18 protein-coding genes are annotated in these 16,181 nt (G+C 57.8%); 7 read left to right on the top strand and 11 right to left on the bottom strand.

Annotated elements, in window-relative coordinates; translation table 11 throughout:
* Positions 1 to 90: 90 nt before the first annotated feature.
* The 9 genes from hycI to hycA form a co-directional block, all read right to left on the bottom strand.
* A complete protein-coding gene (gene hycI / locus EDF78_RS08195) occupies positions 91 to 573 on the bottom strand; it encodes a hydrogenase maturation peptidase HycI (protein WP_133822880.1) in 483 nt (160 codons plus the stop codon).
* The gene (locus EDF78_RS08200) at positions 566 to 1,045 is read right to left on the bottom strand and encodes a formate hydrogenlyase maturation HycH family protein (protein ID WP_015689508.1); all 480 of its coding nucleotides are present in this window, start codon (positions 1,043 to 1,045) and stop codon (positions 566 to 568) included. The genes hycI and EDF78_RS08200 overlap by 8 nt, the downstream gene beginning before the upstream one ends.
* A complete protein-coding gene (locus tag EDF78_RS08205; protein ID WP_095922933.1) occupies positions 1,045 to 1,842 on the bottom strand; it encodes an NADH-quinone oxidoreductase subunit B family protein in 798 nt (265 codons plus the stop codon). The genes EDF78_RS08200 and EDF78_RS08205 overlap by 1 nt, the downstream gene beginning before the upstream one ends.
* Positions 1,842 to 2,396, bottom strand: coding sequence for a formate hydrogenlyase complex iron-sulfur subunit (locus EDF78_RS08210; RefSeq protein ID WP_133822881.1), 555 nt, complete (start codon positions 2,394 to 2,396; stop codon positions 1,842 to 1,844). Before EDF78_RS08210 ends, EDF78_RS08205 begins: the two co-directional genes overlap by 1 nt.
* A 15-nt stretch (positions 2,397 to 2,411) precedes the next feature.
* A complete protein-coding gene (locus tag EDF78_RS08215; protein WP_133822882.1) occupies positions 2,412 to 4,136 on the bottom strand; it encodes a hydrogenase large subunit in 1,725 nt (574 codons plus the stop codon).
* A gap of 44 nt (positions 4,137 to 4,180) precedes the next feature.
* The gene (locus EDF78_RS08220) at positions 4,181 to 5,134 is read right to left on the bottom strand and encodes a respiratory chain complex I subunit 1 family protein (protein WP_095922930.1); all 954 of its coding nucleotides are present in this window, start codon (positions 5,132 to 5,134) and stop codon (positions 4,181 to 4,183) included.
* 10 nt (positions 5,135 to 5,144) lie between these two features.
* Entirely contained in the window at positions 5,145 to 7,049 is a 1,905-nt protein-coding gene (locus tag EDF78_RS08225) for a proton-conducting transporter membrane subunit (protein ID WP_133822883.1), read from the bottom strand.
* Positions 7,049 to 7,657 carry a 4Fe-4S dicluster domain-containing protein gene (locus EDF78_RS08230; protein ID WP_095925186.1) on the bottom strand — a complete coding sequence of 203 codons (609 nt, stop codon included), beginning with the start codon at positions 7,655 to 7,657 and terminating at the stop codon, positions 7,049 to 7,051. The genes EDF78_RS08225 and EDF78_RS08230 overlap by 1 nt, the downstream gene beginning before the upstream one ends.
* 165 nt (positions 7,658 to 7,822) lie before the next feature.
* Positions 7,823 to 8,290, bottom strand: coding sequence for a formate hydrogenlyase regulator HycA (gene hycA, locus EDF78_RS08235; RefSeq protein ID WP_095922928.1), 468 nt, complete (start codon positions 8,288 to 8,290; stop codon positions 7,823 to 7,825).
* A gap of 331 nt (positions 8,291 to 8,621) precedes the next feature.
* On the opposite strand from hycA, the gene hypA reads away from it, so the two are divergent.
* The 6 genes from hypA (at position 8,622) to flhA (ending at position 14,431) form a co-directional block, all read left to right on the top strand.
* Positions 8,622 to 8,966 (top strand): hydrogenase maturation nickel metallochaperone HypA, encoded by a 345-nt coding sequence (gene hypA, locus EDF78_RS08240; RefSeq protein WP_119822619.1) that lies wholly within the window; start codon positions 8,622 to 8,624, stop codon positions 8,964 to 8,966.
* A 30-nt stretch (positions 8,967 to 8,996) separates the two neighbouring features.
* Positions 8,997 to 9,776 (top strand): hydrogenase nickel incorporation protein HypB, encoded by a 780-nt coding sequence (hypB, locus tag EDF78_RS08245; RefSeq protein WP_095922926.1) that lies wholly within the window; start codon positions 8,997 to 8,999, stop codon positions 9,774 to 9,776.
* Positions 9,767 to 10,057, top strand: coding sequence for a HypC/HybG/HupF family hydrogenase formation chaperone (gene hypC / locus EDF78_RS08250; RefSeq protein ID WP_095922925.1), 291 nt, complete (start codon positions 9,767 to 9,769; stop codon positions 10,055 to 10,057). The genes hypB and hypC overlap by 10 nt, the downstream gene beginning before the upstream one ends.
* Positions 10,057 to 11,223 carry a hydrogenase formation protein HypD gene (gene hypD / locus EDF78_RS08255; protein WP_133822884.1) on the top strand — a complete coding sequence of 389 codons (1,167 nt, stop codon included), beginning with the start codon at positions 10,057 to 10,059 and terminating at the stop codon, positions 11,221 to 11,223. Before hypC ends, hypD begins: the two co-directional genes overlap by 1 nt.
* Positions 11,216 to 12,238, top strand: coding sequence for a hydrogenase expression/formation protein HypE (hypE, locus tag EDF78_RS08260; protein ID WP_133822885.1), 1,023 nt, complete (start codon positions 11,216 to 11,218; stop codon positions 12,236 to 12,238). Before hypD ends, hypE begins: the two co-directional genes overlap by 8 nt.
* 90 nt (positions 12,239 to 12,328) lie before the next feature.
* Positions 12,329 to 14,431, top strand: a complete 2,103-nt coding sequence (gene flhA / locus EDF78_RS08265; RefSeq protein WP_133822886.1) for a formate hydrogenlyase transcriptional activator FlhA — start codon at positions 12,329 to 12,331, stop codon at positions 14,429 to 14,431.
* Positions 14,432 to 14,433: 2 nt separating this feature from the next.
* Here the strand turns inward: flhA and EDF78_RS08270 are convergent, their stop codons facing one another.
* Together EDF78_RS08270 and EDF78_RS08275 are read right to left on the bottom strand one after the other, a co-directional pair.
* Positions 14,434 to 14,853, bottom strand: a complete 420-nt coding sequence (locus EDF78_RS08270; protein WP_133822887.1) for a tautomerase family protein — start codon at positions 14,851 to 14,853, stop codon at positions 14,434 to 14,436.
* Positions 14,854 to 14,868: 15 nt separating this feature from the next.
* Positions 14,869 to 15,192, bottom strand: coding sequence for a carboxymuconolactone decarboxylase family protein (locus EDF78_RS08275; protein WP_095922919.1), 324 nt, complete (start codon positions 15,190 to 15,192; stop codon positions 14,869 to 14,871).
* A gap of 105 nt (positions 15,193 to 15,297) precedes the next feature.
* On the opposite strand from EDF78_RS08275, the gene EDF78_RS08280 reads away from it, so the two are divergent.
* Positions 15,298 to 16,179, top strand: coding sequence for a LysR substrate-binding domain-containing protein (locus tag EDF78_RS08280; protein WP_133822888.1), 882 nt, complete (start codon positions 15,298 to 15,300; stop codon positions 16,177 to 16,179).
* Positions 16,180 to 16,181 lie beyond the last annotated feature (2 nt).

Raw genomic sequence — 16,181 nt, forward strand, 5'->3', positions numbered from 1 at the left:
AGCATTAAATTCAGGTGGTTAGTGATGGCTGGTGAGCCGATGACGACATTTTTTACTGACGTCATGTCTGTTTCGTCACCGCATCGACAGTTATGTCGACGGGCTGAAAGGGGCGATCCCCAGGCCGGTTTCCAGAGCCGGTAACCGCTGATGAAGGCGGTTAACGGCCTGTTCCACGGCGGCACTCATCGGGTAATAGAACGCGACGACATCGGGCTGAATGCCGACAAAGGTGATCTGCGGGATATCCTCGCGCAGTTGCTGAATAAGGAAGGTCAGCGGCAGATTGTGGGTGGTCATCATGAACATGTCGGCGATGTCATTTTCGTCGATGATGCGCATTTCACCGGGTGCCAGCCCCATGTCGGTGGCGTCCACAATCACCAGATGCTGCGGGCGCTGCTCGCGCAAAAAGCCGATGTCGTTTTCAGGTGCGGCACCGCCGTCCACCACCGTCCAGCCGGGCAGCGGCTGTTCAGCGCAGAGTTCGGCCAGACGCGGACCGGCACCGTCATCGCCCATCATGCTGTTGCCGACGCATAACAGGGCGTAGCGGGAAGAGGTATCAGGCATCGTATCTCCTGACCATCAGGTACATGGCGGGGTCGTTTTCAATCTGAGTCAGCAGGGCGATAAGCTGGTCGCTCCAGCCCCGTTGTTCTTCACTCATGTCCGGACGGGCATCGCGCAGCGCCAGCGCCAGCAAATGGGTGTGGCTGCTGTCGATGTTGATCTCGCCGAAACGCTGCACACCGGCCAGTTTGCGGTGTGCTTCGCTGTTTTCCGGCAGACAGTTAATCCAGTGCAGATAGCCGTCGAGCGGGCATTCGAGGCGGGATTGCAGGCAGTCGATCACCCCAAGGTGATGGCCGATCGCCAGGCTGTAATACACCACTTCCTGCACTTTTTGCGAACTGCGTTTCTGCGCGCTTTTTTCATCGACAAACTTGCTGCTCAGTGAATAAAAAATCACTTTGTTTTTGTCCGGCTGATGGCCTGAATAAGGCTGATGCCGCGCGTAACGCTGGTCATTGACGGACGTCATCACAGGCGCACCTCGCCACGCAGCACCTGCTGATAAATGTGCTGCAGGTTGCCGATAATCTCGTTGAGCCGCAGATCGCCTTGCTCCGCCAGATAGTCTGACACCCGTTGTTCCACCGGCTGTAAACCGGGCGCGGCCACCATATCCATAAAGGTGTCAGCAATCTGGCGGCCATAGCGGTAACCGGCCATGCGGCGCGCTTCACGATCGAGCAATACGCGCAACGGCTGCGGCAGCTCAGGGTGCAATAACGCCGCCGGTTCGCCAGCGGCCTGGTCGTGTTGCTGGCCTTTGATTTTCTGATCCAGCAAACCCAGCGCCATCGCGAAGCCGTAAATGGTGGCGGCCGGTGTCGGCGGACAGCCCGGAATATACACATCCACCGGCACAATCTTGTCGGTGCCGCCCCAGACGCAATACAGGTCGTGGAAGATGCCGCCGCTGTTGCCGCAGGCTCCGTAGGAAATGCAGATTTTCGGATCCGGTGCAGAATCCCAGGCGCGCAGTGCCGGCATACGCATGGCGCGGGTCACGGCACCGGTGAACAGCAGAATGTCCGCATGGCGCGGCGACGGCACCACTTTAATGCCGAAACGTTCGGCGTCGAACAGCGGCGAAATGGCGGCGAAAATCTCAATTTCACAGCCGTTACAGCCGCCGCAGTCGACGCGGTAAACATAGGCGGAGCGGCGGATGCTGTGAAGCAGGGTAGATTTCAGGCTCGCAATGCTTTCATCCAGCGTGACGGGCACCGGCAGGCCATTTTCATCACGCGGAGCAATCAGGTTATGGCTCATCAGCGAACCTCCGTGGTCATATGGCGGCCAATATCAATGCGGTCGCTGGAAGAAAGACCGTGCATTTTTTTGCACGTCGGACAGGTTTCGTATTGCTGGCGACGGTCGGCAATCTGCCGGTCACTCAGCGCGGCGCTTTCCTGTAACAGACTGAGGGCGAAGTCGATTTCCTTTTGCACGGCATAAGGTTTGCCACATTCGCGGCAGTGGCAGACGGGGAAATCTGCCGTTTCATACAGGTCTTCTTTGCGCCACACCGCCAGTTCGAATTCCTGCGACAGTGTAATGGCCGCCGTCGGGCACACTTCCTCGCAGCGGGCGCAGAAAATGCAGCGCCCTAAAAACAGTTGCCAGCGGATCGTTTGACCGTCTTCAGCCGTGGTCATGGTCAGCGCGTTGGACGGGCAGGCATTGGCGCAGGCACCGCAGGCAATGCATTGCTGTGCGGTGTACTGCGGTTTGCCGCGAAAATTCGGTGCCAGATCCAGCGGCTTAAACGGATACGCCACGGTTGCGGTGCCGGTTTTCAGCACTTTTTTAATCAGTTTCAGCATGATTGAAGCGGCTCCTTAAAGCGGCGAGTTTTTGCGTTCGATGCCGTAACGTTCGATCTCTTTGTAAGGCACCACGATGGACGTTTTCTTACGCACATCGACGACCGTCATGCGGTCGGTGCAGGAGTAACAAGGATCGAGACTGCCGATGATCAGCGGCGCATCGGAGACCGTATTGCCGCGCAGCATGTAGCGCAGGGTCGGCCAGTTGGCGTAGGTCGCCGCGCGGCAACGCCAGCGGAACAGCTTCTGGTTGTCGCCGGTCATGCTCCAGTGAATGTCGTCACCGCGTGGCGCTTCGGCAAAGCCGAGGGCGAAACGGTGCGGAATATAGTTGAAGCCTTCCACCGCCAGCGGACCGCCCGGCAGACTTTGCAGACCAAACTCAATCATATTCAGGGCGTTAAACACTTCGTGGATGCGCACTTTCAGGCGGGAATAGACGTCGTTACCGGTTTCGCTGCACAGCTCAAACGGCAGTTTGGCGTAACCGGCATACGGGTGATCCTGACGCATATCGCGGCGGTGACCGCTGCCGCGCACCATCGGGCCGACGTTGCTGAAATCGCGCGCCACCTGCGGATCCAGAATGCCGACGCCGACGCTGCGCTGTTCGGTATTTGGCGTGCTGAGCAGAATATCCACCAGTTCGTTGAGATCACGGCGCATGCTGCCCGCCAGCGCAATGGTCGCGATCATGTCGTCTTTCAGAATGTCGCGACGGATGCCGCCGATCAGGTTCATGCCGTAGGTTTTACGCGCACCGGTCAGGATTTCCGCCATCTTCATGGACTGCTCGCGGATGCGGAAAAACTGCATAAAGCCGGAGTCAAAGCCGACAAAGTGACAGGCCAGCCCGAGATTCAGCAGGTGGCTGTGCAGGCGTTCCACTTCCAGCAAAATGGAGCGGATCATCTGGGCACGTTCCGGCACCACAATGCCCATCGCGTTTTCGACCGACGAGGTATAGGCCACGCTGTGCGTAAAGCCGCAGATGCCGCAAACGCGGTCCGACAGGAACGTCACTTCGTTATAGCCCATGCGGGTTTCTGCCAGTTTTTCCATGCCACGGTGCACGTAAAACAGGCGGTAATCGGCATCGATAATGTCTTCGCCGTCAACGAAAAGACGAAAGTGCCCGGGTTCGTCAGATGTGACGTGCAGCGGGCCAATCGGCACAATTTTGCTGCCTTCTTTGGCCTCGGAAATAAACGGATAGGTTTCCTGGTCAGTGGTCGGGGCCGGGCGCTGACGATAATCCATCGCGTCTTTGCGCAGCGGATACAAATCGTCCGGCCAGTCATCCGGCAATACCAGACGGCGTTCGTCCGGCAAGCCGACCGGGCGCAAACCGTACATATCACGCACTTCGCGTTCGCCCCAGACCGCCGCCGGAACGCGCGGTGTCACGGACGGAAATTCCAGTGAAACGGGATCCACTTCGGCACGCACCGTGATCCAGCATTTCACGCCTTTTTCCATCGACAGCACGTAATACAGCGCGTAATTGCCGCACAGCGTCCGTTCGTCGTTTCCGAACAACACGGAGAGCCAGCCGCCCTGCTGGTAGTACAGCCATTCCACCACTTCCGGCAGCCAGTTCAGCCTGATGGTGACCGTCGCCTGGGTGTCGGTCTGCCATTCGCTGCCTAAAATTGCCGACGGAAACTGCGCCGCCAGCGCGGCCAGATACTGTTTGCCGACCGGGTTTTGATTTAATGCGGTATTCAACTCACTCATTACAAAGCCTCTTCCCGCCGCAGCGGGACAAGAAAAATGTCAGGTCAGCCTGCGACCAGCCAGGAAACCAGCGCCAGAAACGCCAGCCCGAACCCCGCCCATGTCGTGCGGGAGGTTTTAAGAAAGCGCAAACGGGCGACGCTGTTCTCGATCAGCGCGACCACAAATACCGCGATCAGCAGTTTCACCAGACACAGCACCACGGCGGTCAGCAGCGTCAGCGGCGTGATGTGCTCTGCCAGTCCGAACGGGAAAAACAGGCCGAGGAACAGTTGCAACACCACCAGTTGTTTCAGGCTGATGCCGATTTTCAGCACGCCCAGCGCCGCGCCGGAATATTCGGTCAGCGGGCCTTCCTGCAATTCCTGCTCCGCTTCCGCCATATCAAACGGCAGCTTGCCCATTTCGATATAGGTGGCGAACGCACAGGCCAGACCGGCCAGAATCAGGGTTAAAGAAGACGCGGACGGCCAGTGCAGCACACGGGCGGCAATCGCGCCGAGCGAAGTGGAACCTGCCACCAGCGCGGCAATCCACAGCCCGAGCAACAGGATCGGCTCGACTAATACACCGAGCACCGCTTCACGGCTGGCACCGATGCCGGTAAAGGTGCTGCCGGTATCCAGCCCGGCGATGGCAAACACAAAGCGCACCACCGCGAACAGATAAATCACGGTGATCAGATCGCCTGCGGCACCCAGCGGCGACGCCAGCGTGACCACCGGCAGGGCGGTGGCGATCACCAGCAAGCCGCCGGTCAGCAGATAAGGCATGCTGCGAAAGGCCGCACCGGCGGCGGCAGGGGCGACACTCTGGCGGGTCAGCAGCTTGGCGATATCACGGTATTCCTGTAATACGCCCGGCCCCTGACGGTTGTGCATCCGTGCACGCATCACGCGACTGAAACCGGCAAACAGCGGGGCGATCGCCAGCAACAGCACCGCCTGAATCAGCGCCAGCGGCCACAGTGAACCGGCAAGCAGGTAGGGAAAATTCATAGTCAGTTCCTCAGGCAAAAGCCACGACCAGCAACACGGCCAGTTCGATGAATGCCAGACGACGGCAGAAGGCACCCGTCCAGCCCCGATGCAGCGCGCCGACCATGGAAGACGGCGTGACGCGCTGACGCAGGCGGTAAAGCGGGGCAAACATCACGCGCAGCGGTTGCGCGAAGCCGGTTGCGGTCACCACCATGTCAGCGGAATGCGCGTAACCGCAGGCCCACGCATCACCGCGCGAACGGTTCGGCAGACGTTTTCCGCGCAACACGGCGGCGATGATCCACGGCAGCAACGGCATACCCAGCAGCAGGATCGCCACCATCGGCGCAGACACGGCGGACGTGGTGGAGAACACCACGCCATGCTGTGCGACCTGCAAGACAGGCGCGTTCAGCACCGAGGCGGCCACGGCGGAAAAATGCGGAATAATCCACGGCGAGGCGACACCGCAACCCACACACAGCAGGGCGAGCAGCACGCCGCTGAGCGTCATGGCAAGGGGCGCGGGAGTGGCTTCCGCCGCCGCCTGACTGCGCGGTGAGCCAAGGAAGGTGACGCCAAAGACTTTGGCGATACACATCAGCGCCAGTGCCCCGGTCAGTGCCAGACCGACCGCCAGCAACGGCCCGAGCAGGCGGGCGATAAACAGCGGACTGGCGCTCAGCTGGAACAGCGACTGATACAGCAACCATTCGCTGGCGAAACCGTTAAGCGGCGGCAGCGCGGCCATCGACATCAGGGCAATCAGCAGGGTGAATGCCGTCCACGGCATCAGACGGGCGATCCCGCCGAGTTTTTCCATATCTTTAATGCCGGTCTGCATTTCGATTTCACCGGCACCAAGGAACAGCGCGGTTTTAAACAGGCCGTGGTTGAACAGGTGGAATAATCCGGCCAGCAGGGCGAGGGACGCCAGCACCGGCAGATTCAGTGCCACACCGGCCATCGCGCCGCCGACACCCAGCAGAATGATCCCGACGTTTTCCAGCGTGTGATAGGCCAGCAGGCGGCGGATATCGTGTTCCATCAGGGCGTACAAACCGCCAATAAACGCGGTCAGGATCGCCAGCAGCAATACCATCAGGCCCCACCAGAGTGGCGGTGCGCCAAGCAGATCCAGACCGACTTTTACGATGCCAAGAATGCCGATTTTCATCAGCGCGGAAGAGAACAGCGCAGCGGCGTGGGCTGGCGCGCTGGAGTGCGACTGCGGCACCCAGGCATGCAGCGGGATAATCCCGGCGTACAGCCCGAAACCGGCCAGCGCCAGCAGGAAGGAAACCGATTTAATGCCCGGCGTGAAGGCCGTATGACGCAGGACGTCGAAACTCACACTGCCGCTGGTGTGATGCAGCAGGGCGAACGCCAGGATCAGACACAGCGTGCCGAGGCGGCCGGATAAAAACTGATTCAGTCCGGCGCGGCGGCTTTTCACATCGTCAGTCTGGACGATCAGGAAATACGCGCAGAGCGCCGCCATTTCCATCATCAGGATCAGTTCAACCGCAGTGGCGGAAATCGCCGCAGCGGTCAGTGCCGCCAGCAACAGATTGCAGAGCAAACCGGTGCGGGCGCGCTGACGCTGACGGGCATGGGCCAGCCATGCGCAGGCGTAGAGACTGCTGAACAACGCGGTCACTGACATCGCCAGTAACAGAAACGCATTCAGCGGGCTTAGCTCTGCGGTGTAAGGCACCACCGGCAATGTCAGCGTGACGGACGTCCCGCTGATCAGCACCTGTACCGCAGCCACGATGACGGCCGCCGAAGCCACCATACCGCCGGTGCCGGAAATCAGGCCGCTGATCCTGGCAGCGGCGGCCAGCAATCCGCCAGCAATGCCGCTGAGTAACCAGACCAGCAGGGCCAGCGCCAGTAATGACGCCGGTTCTAACGCGAACAGTGCCGTCATTATTTGGCCTCCGTATCGGGTGTGGTGAAGGATGTCAGCCCGGCCGGAAATACGTTCATCGCATTCAGGCGTTTTTGCTGACTGGCGGATTCAGACAGGCTGGCGGTGATAAGCCGGATTGCCTGGGTCGGGCAGGTTTTGATGCATGCCGGGCCGTCCGGGCTGAAGCTGCATAAATCGCATTTCACCGCCACCGCGCGAAGACCGGGCACGCAATCAAGGAACGGGCTGACCGCACGGGGCGGGCGCGGGGCTGGCAGGGCTTTGGATGTATTGCAGTCGCGGGGAATATCCAGCGGTGTGCTGCCGGAAAACGTGATGGCGCCGAACGGACAGGCGAGTCCGCACAGTTTGCAACTGACGCACAGGCTTTCATTCAGTTGAATCGCGTCATTCTCACGGGTAATGGCATTGACCGGACAGACCTGCGCGCACGGGGCATCTTCGCACTGGTGGCACATCACCGGTGCGGAATCCAGACGGTTACGCATCACCTGCAAACGGGGGGCAGACTGTAAGCCGTGCAACTGGTGTTCCTGTGAACAACTGGCCATACAGGTATTGCAGCCGATACACAGTTTGGGGTCGGCTATCACATATTGATTCATGGAGGCAGTGCGACGCATGAAATCTCCTCGCTGTTTCGTCAAAGGTGACGAAATCGGCACTTAAATTGACATTTCGACATTTATGTCGGAATTAATCCCAGTAAAAAAACGGCAATGAGAAAATATTTACGCTCTGCCGGTGCTTAATATATTTCTGAATGTGAATCAGACGCGGCTGAGTAATTTTTCGAGTTGCGCGTGAACGGGCTGGTTGTTTTGCAGCGAATCAAAAATGCATTGGTAAATAGCGGAAATCTTATTGAGATAATGTTCCAGCACGGCGTTTTTATCTTTGATATCCACGCTGCCGTCTACCTTGCCTTCTTCAGTCAGACGGGCGTGGGCAAAAGGCTGGAAATCCTCGTCATCACTGACCTGCGCCATGTTCAGGCTGTAGACAATATCCTGACTGTAGAAGTCTTCACTCAGTTGAATACTGACCGCAAAATGGTTAAACAGCGTGAAGCGGATATCCTGATCTTCACCGCAGCTGAATTCATGATTTATCTTTTTATTTGAATGCGTTATCGCCTGAGTCAGACTGTTCTGGTAAGTCCGCCATTGCGATTTCAGATGGCTGTTTTTGCTGGCGATATAGTCTGCTTTGGTAGTCAGTTCGCTGAGAGTGCTCATGTGCATTATCCGTTGTTGATTGATATGTCGGGTGACGATGAAAAGTCGACGCATATGGCTCTGTTGGCATAAAGCATGCCAATTCCACAGATTATTTTTTAAATGCTGTTAAATGAATGAGTTACTTGTTTCAGAGCCAGAAAACCTCCCGGCCATGAAAATGCCATGACATGTCGATGACACCTTATTTCGACACTAATGACGGACTGTGCAGGTTAATTCCGTCACGCCGTTTTATGGTGGGAATAATACGTGTCGAAAAATTCTGGCACTGTTATTGCAACGGCGAGGGCAAAGGTCTCTTTATTGTTCTCCTGAGGGAGGGGAAATAATGCACGAGATTACGTTGTGCCAGAATGCCGTGGAAATAATGCAGCAGTTCGGGCAGCAAAATAATGCGCGAAAAATTACGGCGGTATGGATGGAAATTGGCGCGTTTTCCTGCGTCGAACCCGATGCCGTGCAATTTTGTTTTGAACTTGCCTGTCGCGAAACGCTGGCGGAAGGGTGCGAATTACACCTGATCACCCCGCTGGCCGAAAGCTGGTGTCACACCTGTCAGCAACACATCACCTTACTCAGCCCCGGCGTTCTGCTGTGTCCGCACTGTGGCGGGCATGATTTGCGCGTGGTGGCCGATGACGGCATGACGATTAAACGTATTGAAATCGAATAACGGGCCTCCGTTTTGCCCGGGGAGAAAACTATGTGCAGTACCTGCGGATGTGCCAGTGGCGAACTTCGTATTGAAGGCGTCAGCAACGAGCACACTCATCATCATTCTCACGATCATTCCCATGATCACAGCCACTCTCACGGCCTGCCGTTTGCGCCGCGCCGTCTGGTGGATATCGAAATGGACGTGCTGGCGAAGAATAACCATATCGCCGCGCATAACCGCGAGCATTTTGCTGCCGTGGGCATTCTGGCGCTGAATCTGGTGTCCAGCCCCGGTTCCGGCAAAACCACCTTGCTGACTCACACCCTGACCCGGCTGGCACCCTATTTCGACTGCGCGGTGATCGAAGGTGACCAGCAAACCACCCGTGATGCTGACCGGATCCGCGCCACCGGCGTACCGGCGATTCAGGTCAACACCGGTAAAGGCTGCCATCTGGATGCGCAGATGGTTCACGATGCGCTGCATCAGCTGTCACCGAACAACAACAGCCTGCTGTTTATCGAGAATGTCGGCAATCTGGTGTGTCCGGCCAGTTTTGATCTCGGCGAACTGCACAAAGTGGCCGTGCTGTCCGTGACGGAAGGCGAGGACAAACCGCTGAAATATCCGCATATGTTTGCGGCGTCACGCCTGATGATCCTCAATAAAATCGATCTGCTGCCGTACGTCAGTTTTGACGTTGAAGCCTGCATCGCCAATGCGCGGCAGGTGAATCCGCAGATAGAGGTGATTCAGTTGTCAGCCACCACAGGCGAAGGGATGGATCTGTGGCTGGCGTGGCTGGAGCAGCAACGATGTGCATAGGCATTCCGGGACAAATCGTGGCGCTGCACGATCAGCAGCCCGATCACGCATGGGCGGAAGTGTGCGGTTTGCGCCGCGAAGTGAATGTCGCACTGGTGTGTGATTGCGGACGTGACGGCGCACGCGAGGCGCTGATCGGCGGCTGGGTGTTAATCCACGTCGGTTTTGCCTTAAGCAAACTCGATGAGCAGGAGGCGCAGGAAACGCTGGCCGCGCTGCATGCGATGGAGGAAGTGGAAGCCGATGTCGCCCTGTTTCTCGGTGCGGGAGAGGCAAGATAATGCGTTTTGTCGATGAATTTCGTGACCCGACACTGGCGAAAACGCTGATTGAGCGGCTGCATCAGCGTGCCGCCTTGCTGCCTTACACGGCTGAAAAACCGATGCAGATTATGGAAGTGTGCGGCGGCCATACCCACGCCATCTTCAAATTCGGGCTGGATAAACTGCTGCCCCCGCAGCTGGAGTTTATTCACGGGCCTGGCTGCCCGGTGTGCGTGTTGCCGATGGGGCGCATTGATGCCTGCTGCGAAATCGCCGCCCGTCCCGGGGTGATTTTCTGCACCTTTGGCGATGCGCTGCGGGTGCCCGGTCAGCAAGGCTCACTGTTGCAGGCGCGCGAACGTGGTGCCGACGTGCGCGTGGTGTATTCACCGCTGGATGCGCTGAAACTGGCGCGTGAAAATCTGCAACATCAGGTGGTGTTTTTCGCCCTCGGTTTTGAAACCACGTTGCCGGTGACGGCGGTGACGCTGCAACAGGCGCGGCGGGAAGGCATGACCAATTTCAGCGTGTTCTGCCAGCACATCAGCCTGATGCCGACACTGCGCAGCCTGCTGCAACAGGACGACGTTCGCATTGATGCGTTTCTGGCACCCGGCCACGTCAGCATGGTGACCGGCACTGCGCCGTTCCATTTTATCAATGAAGAATTCGGCAAACCGCTGGTGATCAGCGGGTTCGAACCGCTGGATATGTTGCAGAGCGTCCTGATGCTGGTGGAACAAGTTTGCGAGGCATCGTGTAAAACGGAAAACCAGTACCGGCGCGTGGTGCCGGAAGAGGGTAACCTGCTGGCACAGGACGCGATGCGCGAGGTGTTCCGGCTTTGCGGTAACAGCGAATGGCGCGGTCTTGGTGTCATTGCGGATTCGGGGATTTCCCTGACACCGGCGTATGCCCGGTTTGATGCCGAACGGCGTTTTAACCCGCAGGCACAGCCGGTCGCCGATGATCCGCGATCCCGTTGCGGCGAGGTGCTGACCGGCCGTTGCAAGCCGCACGAATGCCCGCTGTTTGGCACCGGCTGTACGCCGCATAACGCTTTCGGCGCGCTGATGGTCTCTTCCGAAGGGGCTTGCGCAGCGTGGTATCAGTACCGGCATCAGGAAACCCCGGCGCAGCAACAGCCGGAACATGCACAACAAAAGGTATGGCAGGATGAGTGATCGCAAAGAAGTCGTCACGATGGCGCATGGCAGCGGCGGCCGTGCCATGCAGCAGATGATCGAACACCTGTTTCTCAGCGCCTTCGATAATCCCTGGCTCAATGAGCGGGAAGACGGCGCGCGGCTGTCACTGGCCAGCCTCAGCGCGCAGGGCGATCGCCTGGCGTTCACCACCGACAGCTATGTCATTGATCCGATATTTTTCCCCGGCGGCAACATCGGCAAACTTGCCGTATGCGGCACGGCGAACGATCTGGCCGTGAGCGGCGCGGCACCGGCCTTTCTGTCCTGCGGGTTCATCCTGGAAGAAGGGTTGCCGCTGGATGACTTGCAGAAAATCGTCAGTGCGATGGCGCAGACCGCCCGCGATGCGGGCATTGCTATTGTGACCGGTGACACCAAAGTGGTTCAGCGCGGTGCGGCCGACAAAATCTTTATCAACACGGCGGGGATCGGCGTGATCCCGACGGCGGTCAGATGGGCGGCCGGCACGATAAAGGCAGGGGATAAAGTGATCGTCAGCGGCACGCTGGGCGATCACGGCGCGGCGATCCTCAATCTTCGTGAACAGCTGGGGATGGATCTGGGCGTGGAAAGTGACTGTGCGGTGCTGGCACCGATGATCGCACCGCTTCGTGTCCTGCCCGGGGTTCATGCGCTGCGCGATGCCACACGCGGCGGGGTGAATGCGATTTTGCATGAATTCAGCGCGGCCAGTGGATTCGGGATCTGCATTGATGAAACGGCCCTGCCGGTTAAACCCGCCGTGCGCGGGATCTGCGAGCTGCTGGGGCTGGAACCGCTGAACTTTGCCAACGAAGGCAAGCTGGTGGCGGTGGTCTCTGCGGCGGCAGAACAGAAAGTGCTGAACCTGCTGCGGCAACATCCGCTGGGCGCGGATGCGGTGACCATCGGTGAGGTGACCGAAAATCCGCAGGTGTGTCTGCGCGGCGCGCTGGGCGTCTCCCGCCAGCTTATGTTGCCCCATGCGGAGCCGTTACCCCGCATTTGTTGATCTCATCAGGGGAGCGCGCCGTCACGAAGGCGTAAACTTTCTTAATCGTTTTTTTCAGAACGCTTTAAATCAAGAGCCAGAGCCCACGGTATGCAGAGCGCAACAATGAGCACCACAAAACATAAAGGATTACTGGAACTGACGCGCACGCTGTTGCTGCAACAGACCATGACGTCGCTGCTGGAGACCCTGACCCAGGTGGTTCAGGGGGCCGGTATTGCCGACGCGGTGACGCTGGTGTTGTTTGATCAAAACAGTGAACGTGTCAGCTTTTACGGCATAGATCCGCACCATCAGCCGGTCAGTTATGAAGACGAAACCCTGCTGGCGACCGGACCGGTACATGCCCTGCTGAGCAATCCGAAAACGCAGGTCTGGCGCAGTGAAGCCTTGCATCTTCGCTATCCGCAACTGGCGGCGCTTAACCTTTATCCGGCCTTTACGGATTATTGTCTGGTGCCGTTGCTGGCCACTTCCGGCTTACTCGGCGGCTGTGAATTTACCCGTCAGCATGCGACGCCGTTCAGTGAAGAAGACAAAAATGGCCTGTATGAACTTTGTATGCTGGCGGCCATTGCGGTGGAACAAATTCAGCTGCGTGAGAATGCGCTGTTCCAGCAATCCATGCTGCGCCATGAGCGTGACGATTTCCGCATTCTGGTGGATATCACCAACGCGGTGCTCTCCAAACTGGATCTTGATGAACTGACGGGCGAAATTGCCAAAACCATTCACCATTTCTTCCATATCAACGCCATCAGCATTGTGCTGTGCGATGCGGATAAAGACAGCGAACAGGCCAGTGTTTACGCCACCCATTACGTGCAGACGCATGTGGCGGAGCGCGAACAGTCGCGGATGACGCTGGCCGGATCCCTTGAACAGCAGGTGATGAAAAACGGCGAAATGCTGCTGACCAACGTGCGGCCCGCCGAAGAGCCGGAAAGTGATGAGAGCACGCTTTTCCAGTTGTTATGGCGTGACCAGACGAAAACGTTGTGCATCCTGCCGCTGTGTTTCGGCCATAAAACGTTGGGTGTTTTGAAACTGGCGCAATGTCAGCCGGACAATTTTAATTCCGCCAATCTGCGGGTGTTACAGCAAATCGCGGAACGCATCGCGATCGCCGTGGATAACGCGCTGGCCTATCAAGAAATCAAAAGCCTGAAGGAAAAGCTGCAACACGAAAATCTGTATCTGACCGAGCAGATCAACAGCAACAATCCGGATTTCAGTGATATTGTCGGGCGCAGTTCCAGTATGTCGGCGGTGCTGAAACAGGTCGAGATCGTGGCGAAAAGCGACTGTTCGGTACTGATCCTCGGTGAAACCGGCACCGGAAAAGAGCTGATCGCCCGTGCGATCCATAATCTTGGTGATCGCCGCGATCAGCGCATGGTGAAAATGAACTGTGCCGCCATGCCTGCCGGATTGATGGAAAGTGATTTGTTCGGCCATGAAAAAGGATCCTTTACCGGCGCGACTGCTCAGCGCATGGGGCGCTTCGAACTGGCGGACAAAGGCACGTTATTCCTTGATGAAGTGGGGGAAATCCCCATCGAACTGCAACCCAAATTACTGCGTATTTTGCAGGAACAGGAGTTCGAACGGGTCGGCGGCAATAAACTGATTTCGGTCGATGTGCGGATGATCGCGGCGACCAACCGCGATTTACGCCAGATGGTGGCTGATAAAGAATTCCGCAGCGATCTCTATTACCGGCTGAACGTGTTCCCGATCGTGATCCCGCCGCTGCGGGAGCGTCCGGAAGATATTCCGCAACTGGTGAAATTCCTTACCTACAAAATCGCCAAACGCATGAAACGCACCATCGACAGTATTCCGGCGGAGACCCTGCGTCTGCTGAGCCGTATGCCGTGGCCGGGCAATGTGCGCGAGCTGGAAAATGTCATTGAACGCGCTGTGCTCTTGACGCGCGGTACGGTGCTGGATTTGCAACTGCCGGAGCTGAATTACCCGATGCCGGTGTCTCAGCCGGTAATCATGCCTTGCGTGGCGGACGCGGCGCCCGCACCGCATATGAGTGAGGATGACGAGCGCGAGCGCATTCTTCAGGTGTTAAAAGAAACCAACGGCGTGGTCGCCGGGCCGCGTGGTGCGGCGCAGCGGCTTGGGTTAAAACGTACGACGTTGTTATCGAGAATGAAAAAACTGGGTATTGCGGCGCATTGATGTTACTGGCTGTCTGCGGGCAGTCTTTCCCCTTCTGGCATAAACATTTCACCTTGGCTGAATGACCAGTCTTCCGGTTGGGTGAAACTCACCACCACCATCACGTCGGCGGGGGAAATGCCCAGCGCCGCATGCAGTTTATCCGCCAGATAACGGTATAGTTCCTGTTTTTGGTATGAGTTACGCGGTTTGCCCGCCGTAATGTGAAACAGCAGAAAATCGTCTGAACGGCGGTCATTTTCTCCCGCTAAATAGGTCGGGTTGATCACCCGCTGGCGGCAGCTGACCGGTTCGAACAGCTGAAAACAGTCATTTTTCGGCACGGAAAAAGTATGCACCAGCGCCGCCTGTAAAATGGCGGAGATCTGATCCTGCCAGATTTCAGCGCGGTGTTCAGGCAATGATATGCGGGTAAAAGGCATCGTAAACTCCTCCGGTTATTGGTCGTTCAGGCTGGCAAAACGGGTCAGGGCAGACGCCGCTGCGGGCCAGCCGGCATAAAACGCCAGATGAGTGATCATCTCTGAAAGCCCGGCCTGCGTGACACCGTTTTTAACCGCAAGGCTCAGATGAAAGGGCAGTTGTTCACTGCGGTTGAGGGCAATCAGCGCGGCAACGGTGATCAGGCTGCGGTCTCGGGGCGACAGCCCGGGGCGTTGCCATATATCGCCAAACAGCACCTGTTCGGTCACTTCGGCGAATTTGGGGGTCAGACGCGCCATGGCATCGAGTGTCAGTGTCTGGGAAGTATTGCTGTCCATATCAGGCTCCTTTTTATCAGTGTGGAAAGGAGCATAAGACGTTATGATTATCCGAAATATCGAAAATATCAGCAGTGTTAATCCATAAAAACGGGATGATGAAGCGTGGCAAAACGGCCCTTAACTTTTGATGCAGAAGCCCTGCGCACTTTTGTCACCGGCATTGAACTGGGCAGTTTTGTGCTGGCGGCAGACCGGCTGGGGCGCTCGACCTCTGCGGTCAGCGCACAATTGAAAAAGCTGGAGCAACAGGCGGGGACGGAGCTGGTACAAAAATCCGGACGGCATCTGATCCTCACCGGGCGCGGGGAAGTGATGATGAGCTACGCCCGCCGGTTGCTCAGCCTGAATGACGAACTGAGTGCGGCGCTGCTGGCCAGCTCGCTCAGCGGCAGCCTGAATCTGGGCATGCAGGAGGATTTCGGCGAAACCCTGTTGCCGGCCATCCTCGGGACATTCACCCGTGCGCACCCGCAGGTTCAGGTTTCGGCCAGCATCACCCGTAATCAGCAGCTGCTCGACGGTATCCGCCATAACGAATTCGATCTGGCGGTGTGCTGGCAGGGCGATGACGCGCCGCTCTTTCCGTCAAGTCAGTCGCTCGGACGGATCCCGTTGCGCTGGGTTGGCCCTGAAAATTTCGCCCTGAAGCATTATCAGGAAAGCGGTGAACCACTGCCATTACTGGTGTTCGAAGCGCCATGCCTGATGCGCAGTGCGGCGACGGCGGCGCTGGATAAGGCAGGTATTCCGTGGCGAATCGCCTTTACCAGCCGCAGCCTGAGCGGGATCTGGGCGGCGATGTCGGCGGGATTAGGCATCACCGTGCGCACGGATTTCGGTAAACCCGCCGCAGTACGCCTCTTGAATGAATTGCCCGAACCGGGCGAGGTGGGTATCAGCCTGCACCAGAGCCAGATGCAGCCCGGCGACGCGGCCCGTTATCTGACTCAGGCGATCACGGATTTTTTCGCGACGCGTCAGTAAGC

This window comes from Rahnella sp. BIGb0236 (genome assembly GCF_004364755.1).
Classification (GTDB): Bacteria; Pseudomonadota; Gammaproteobacteria; order Enterobacterales; family Enterobacteriaceae; genus Rahnella; species Rahnella victoriana.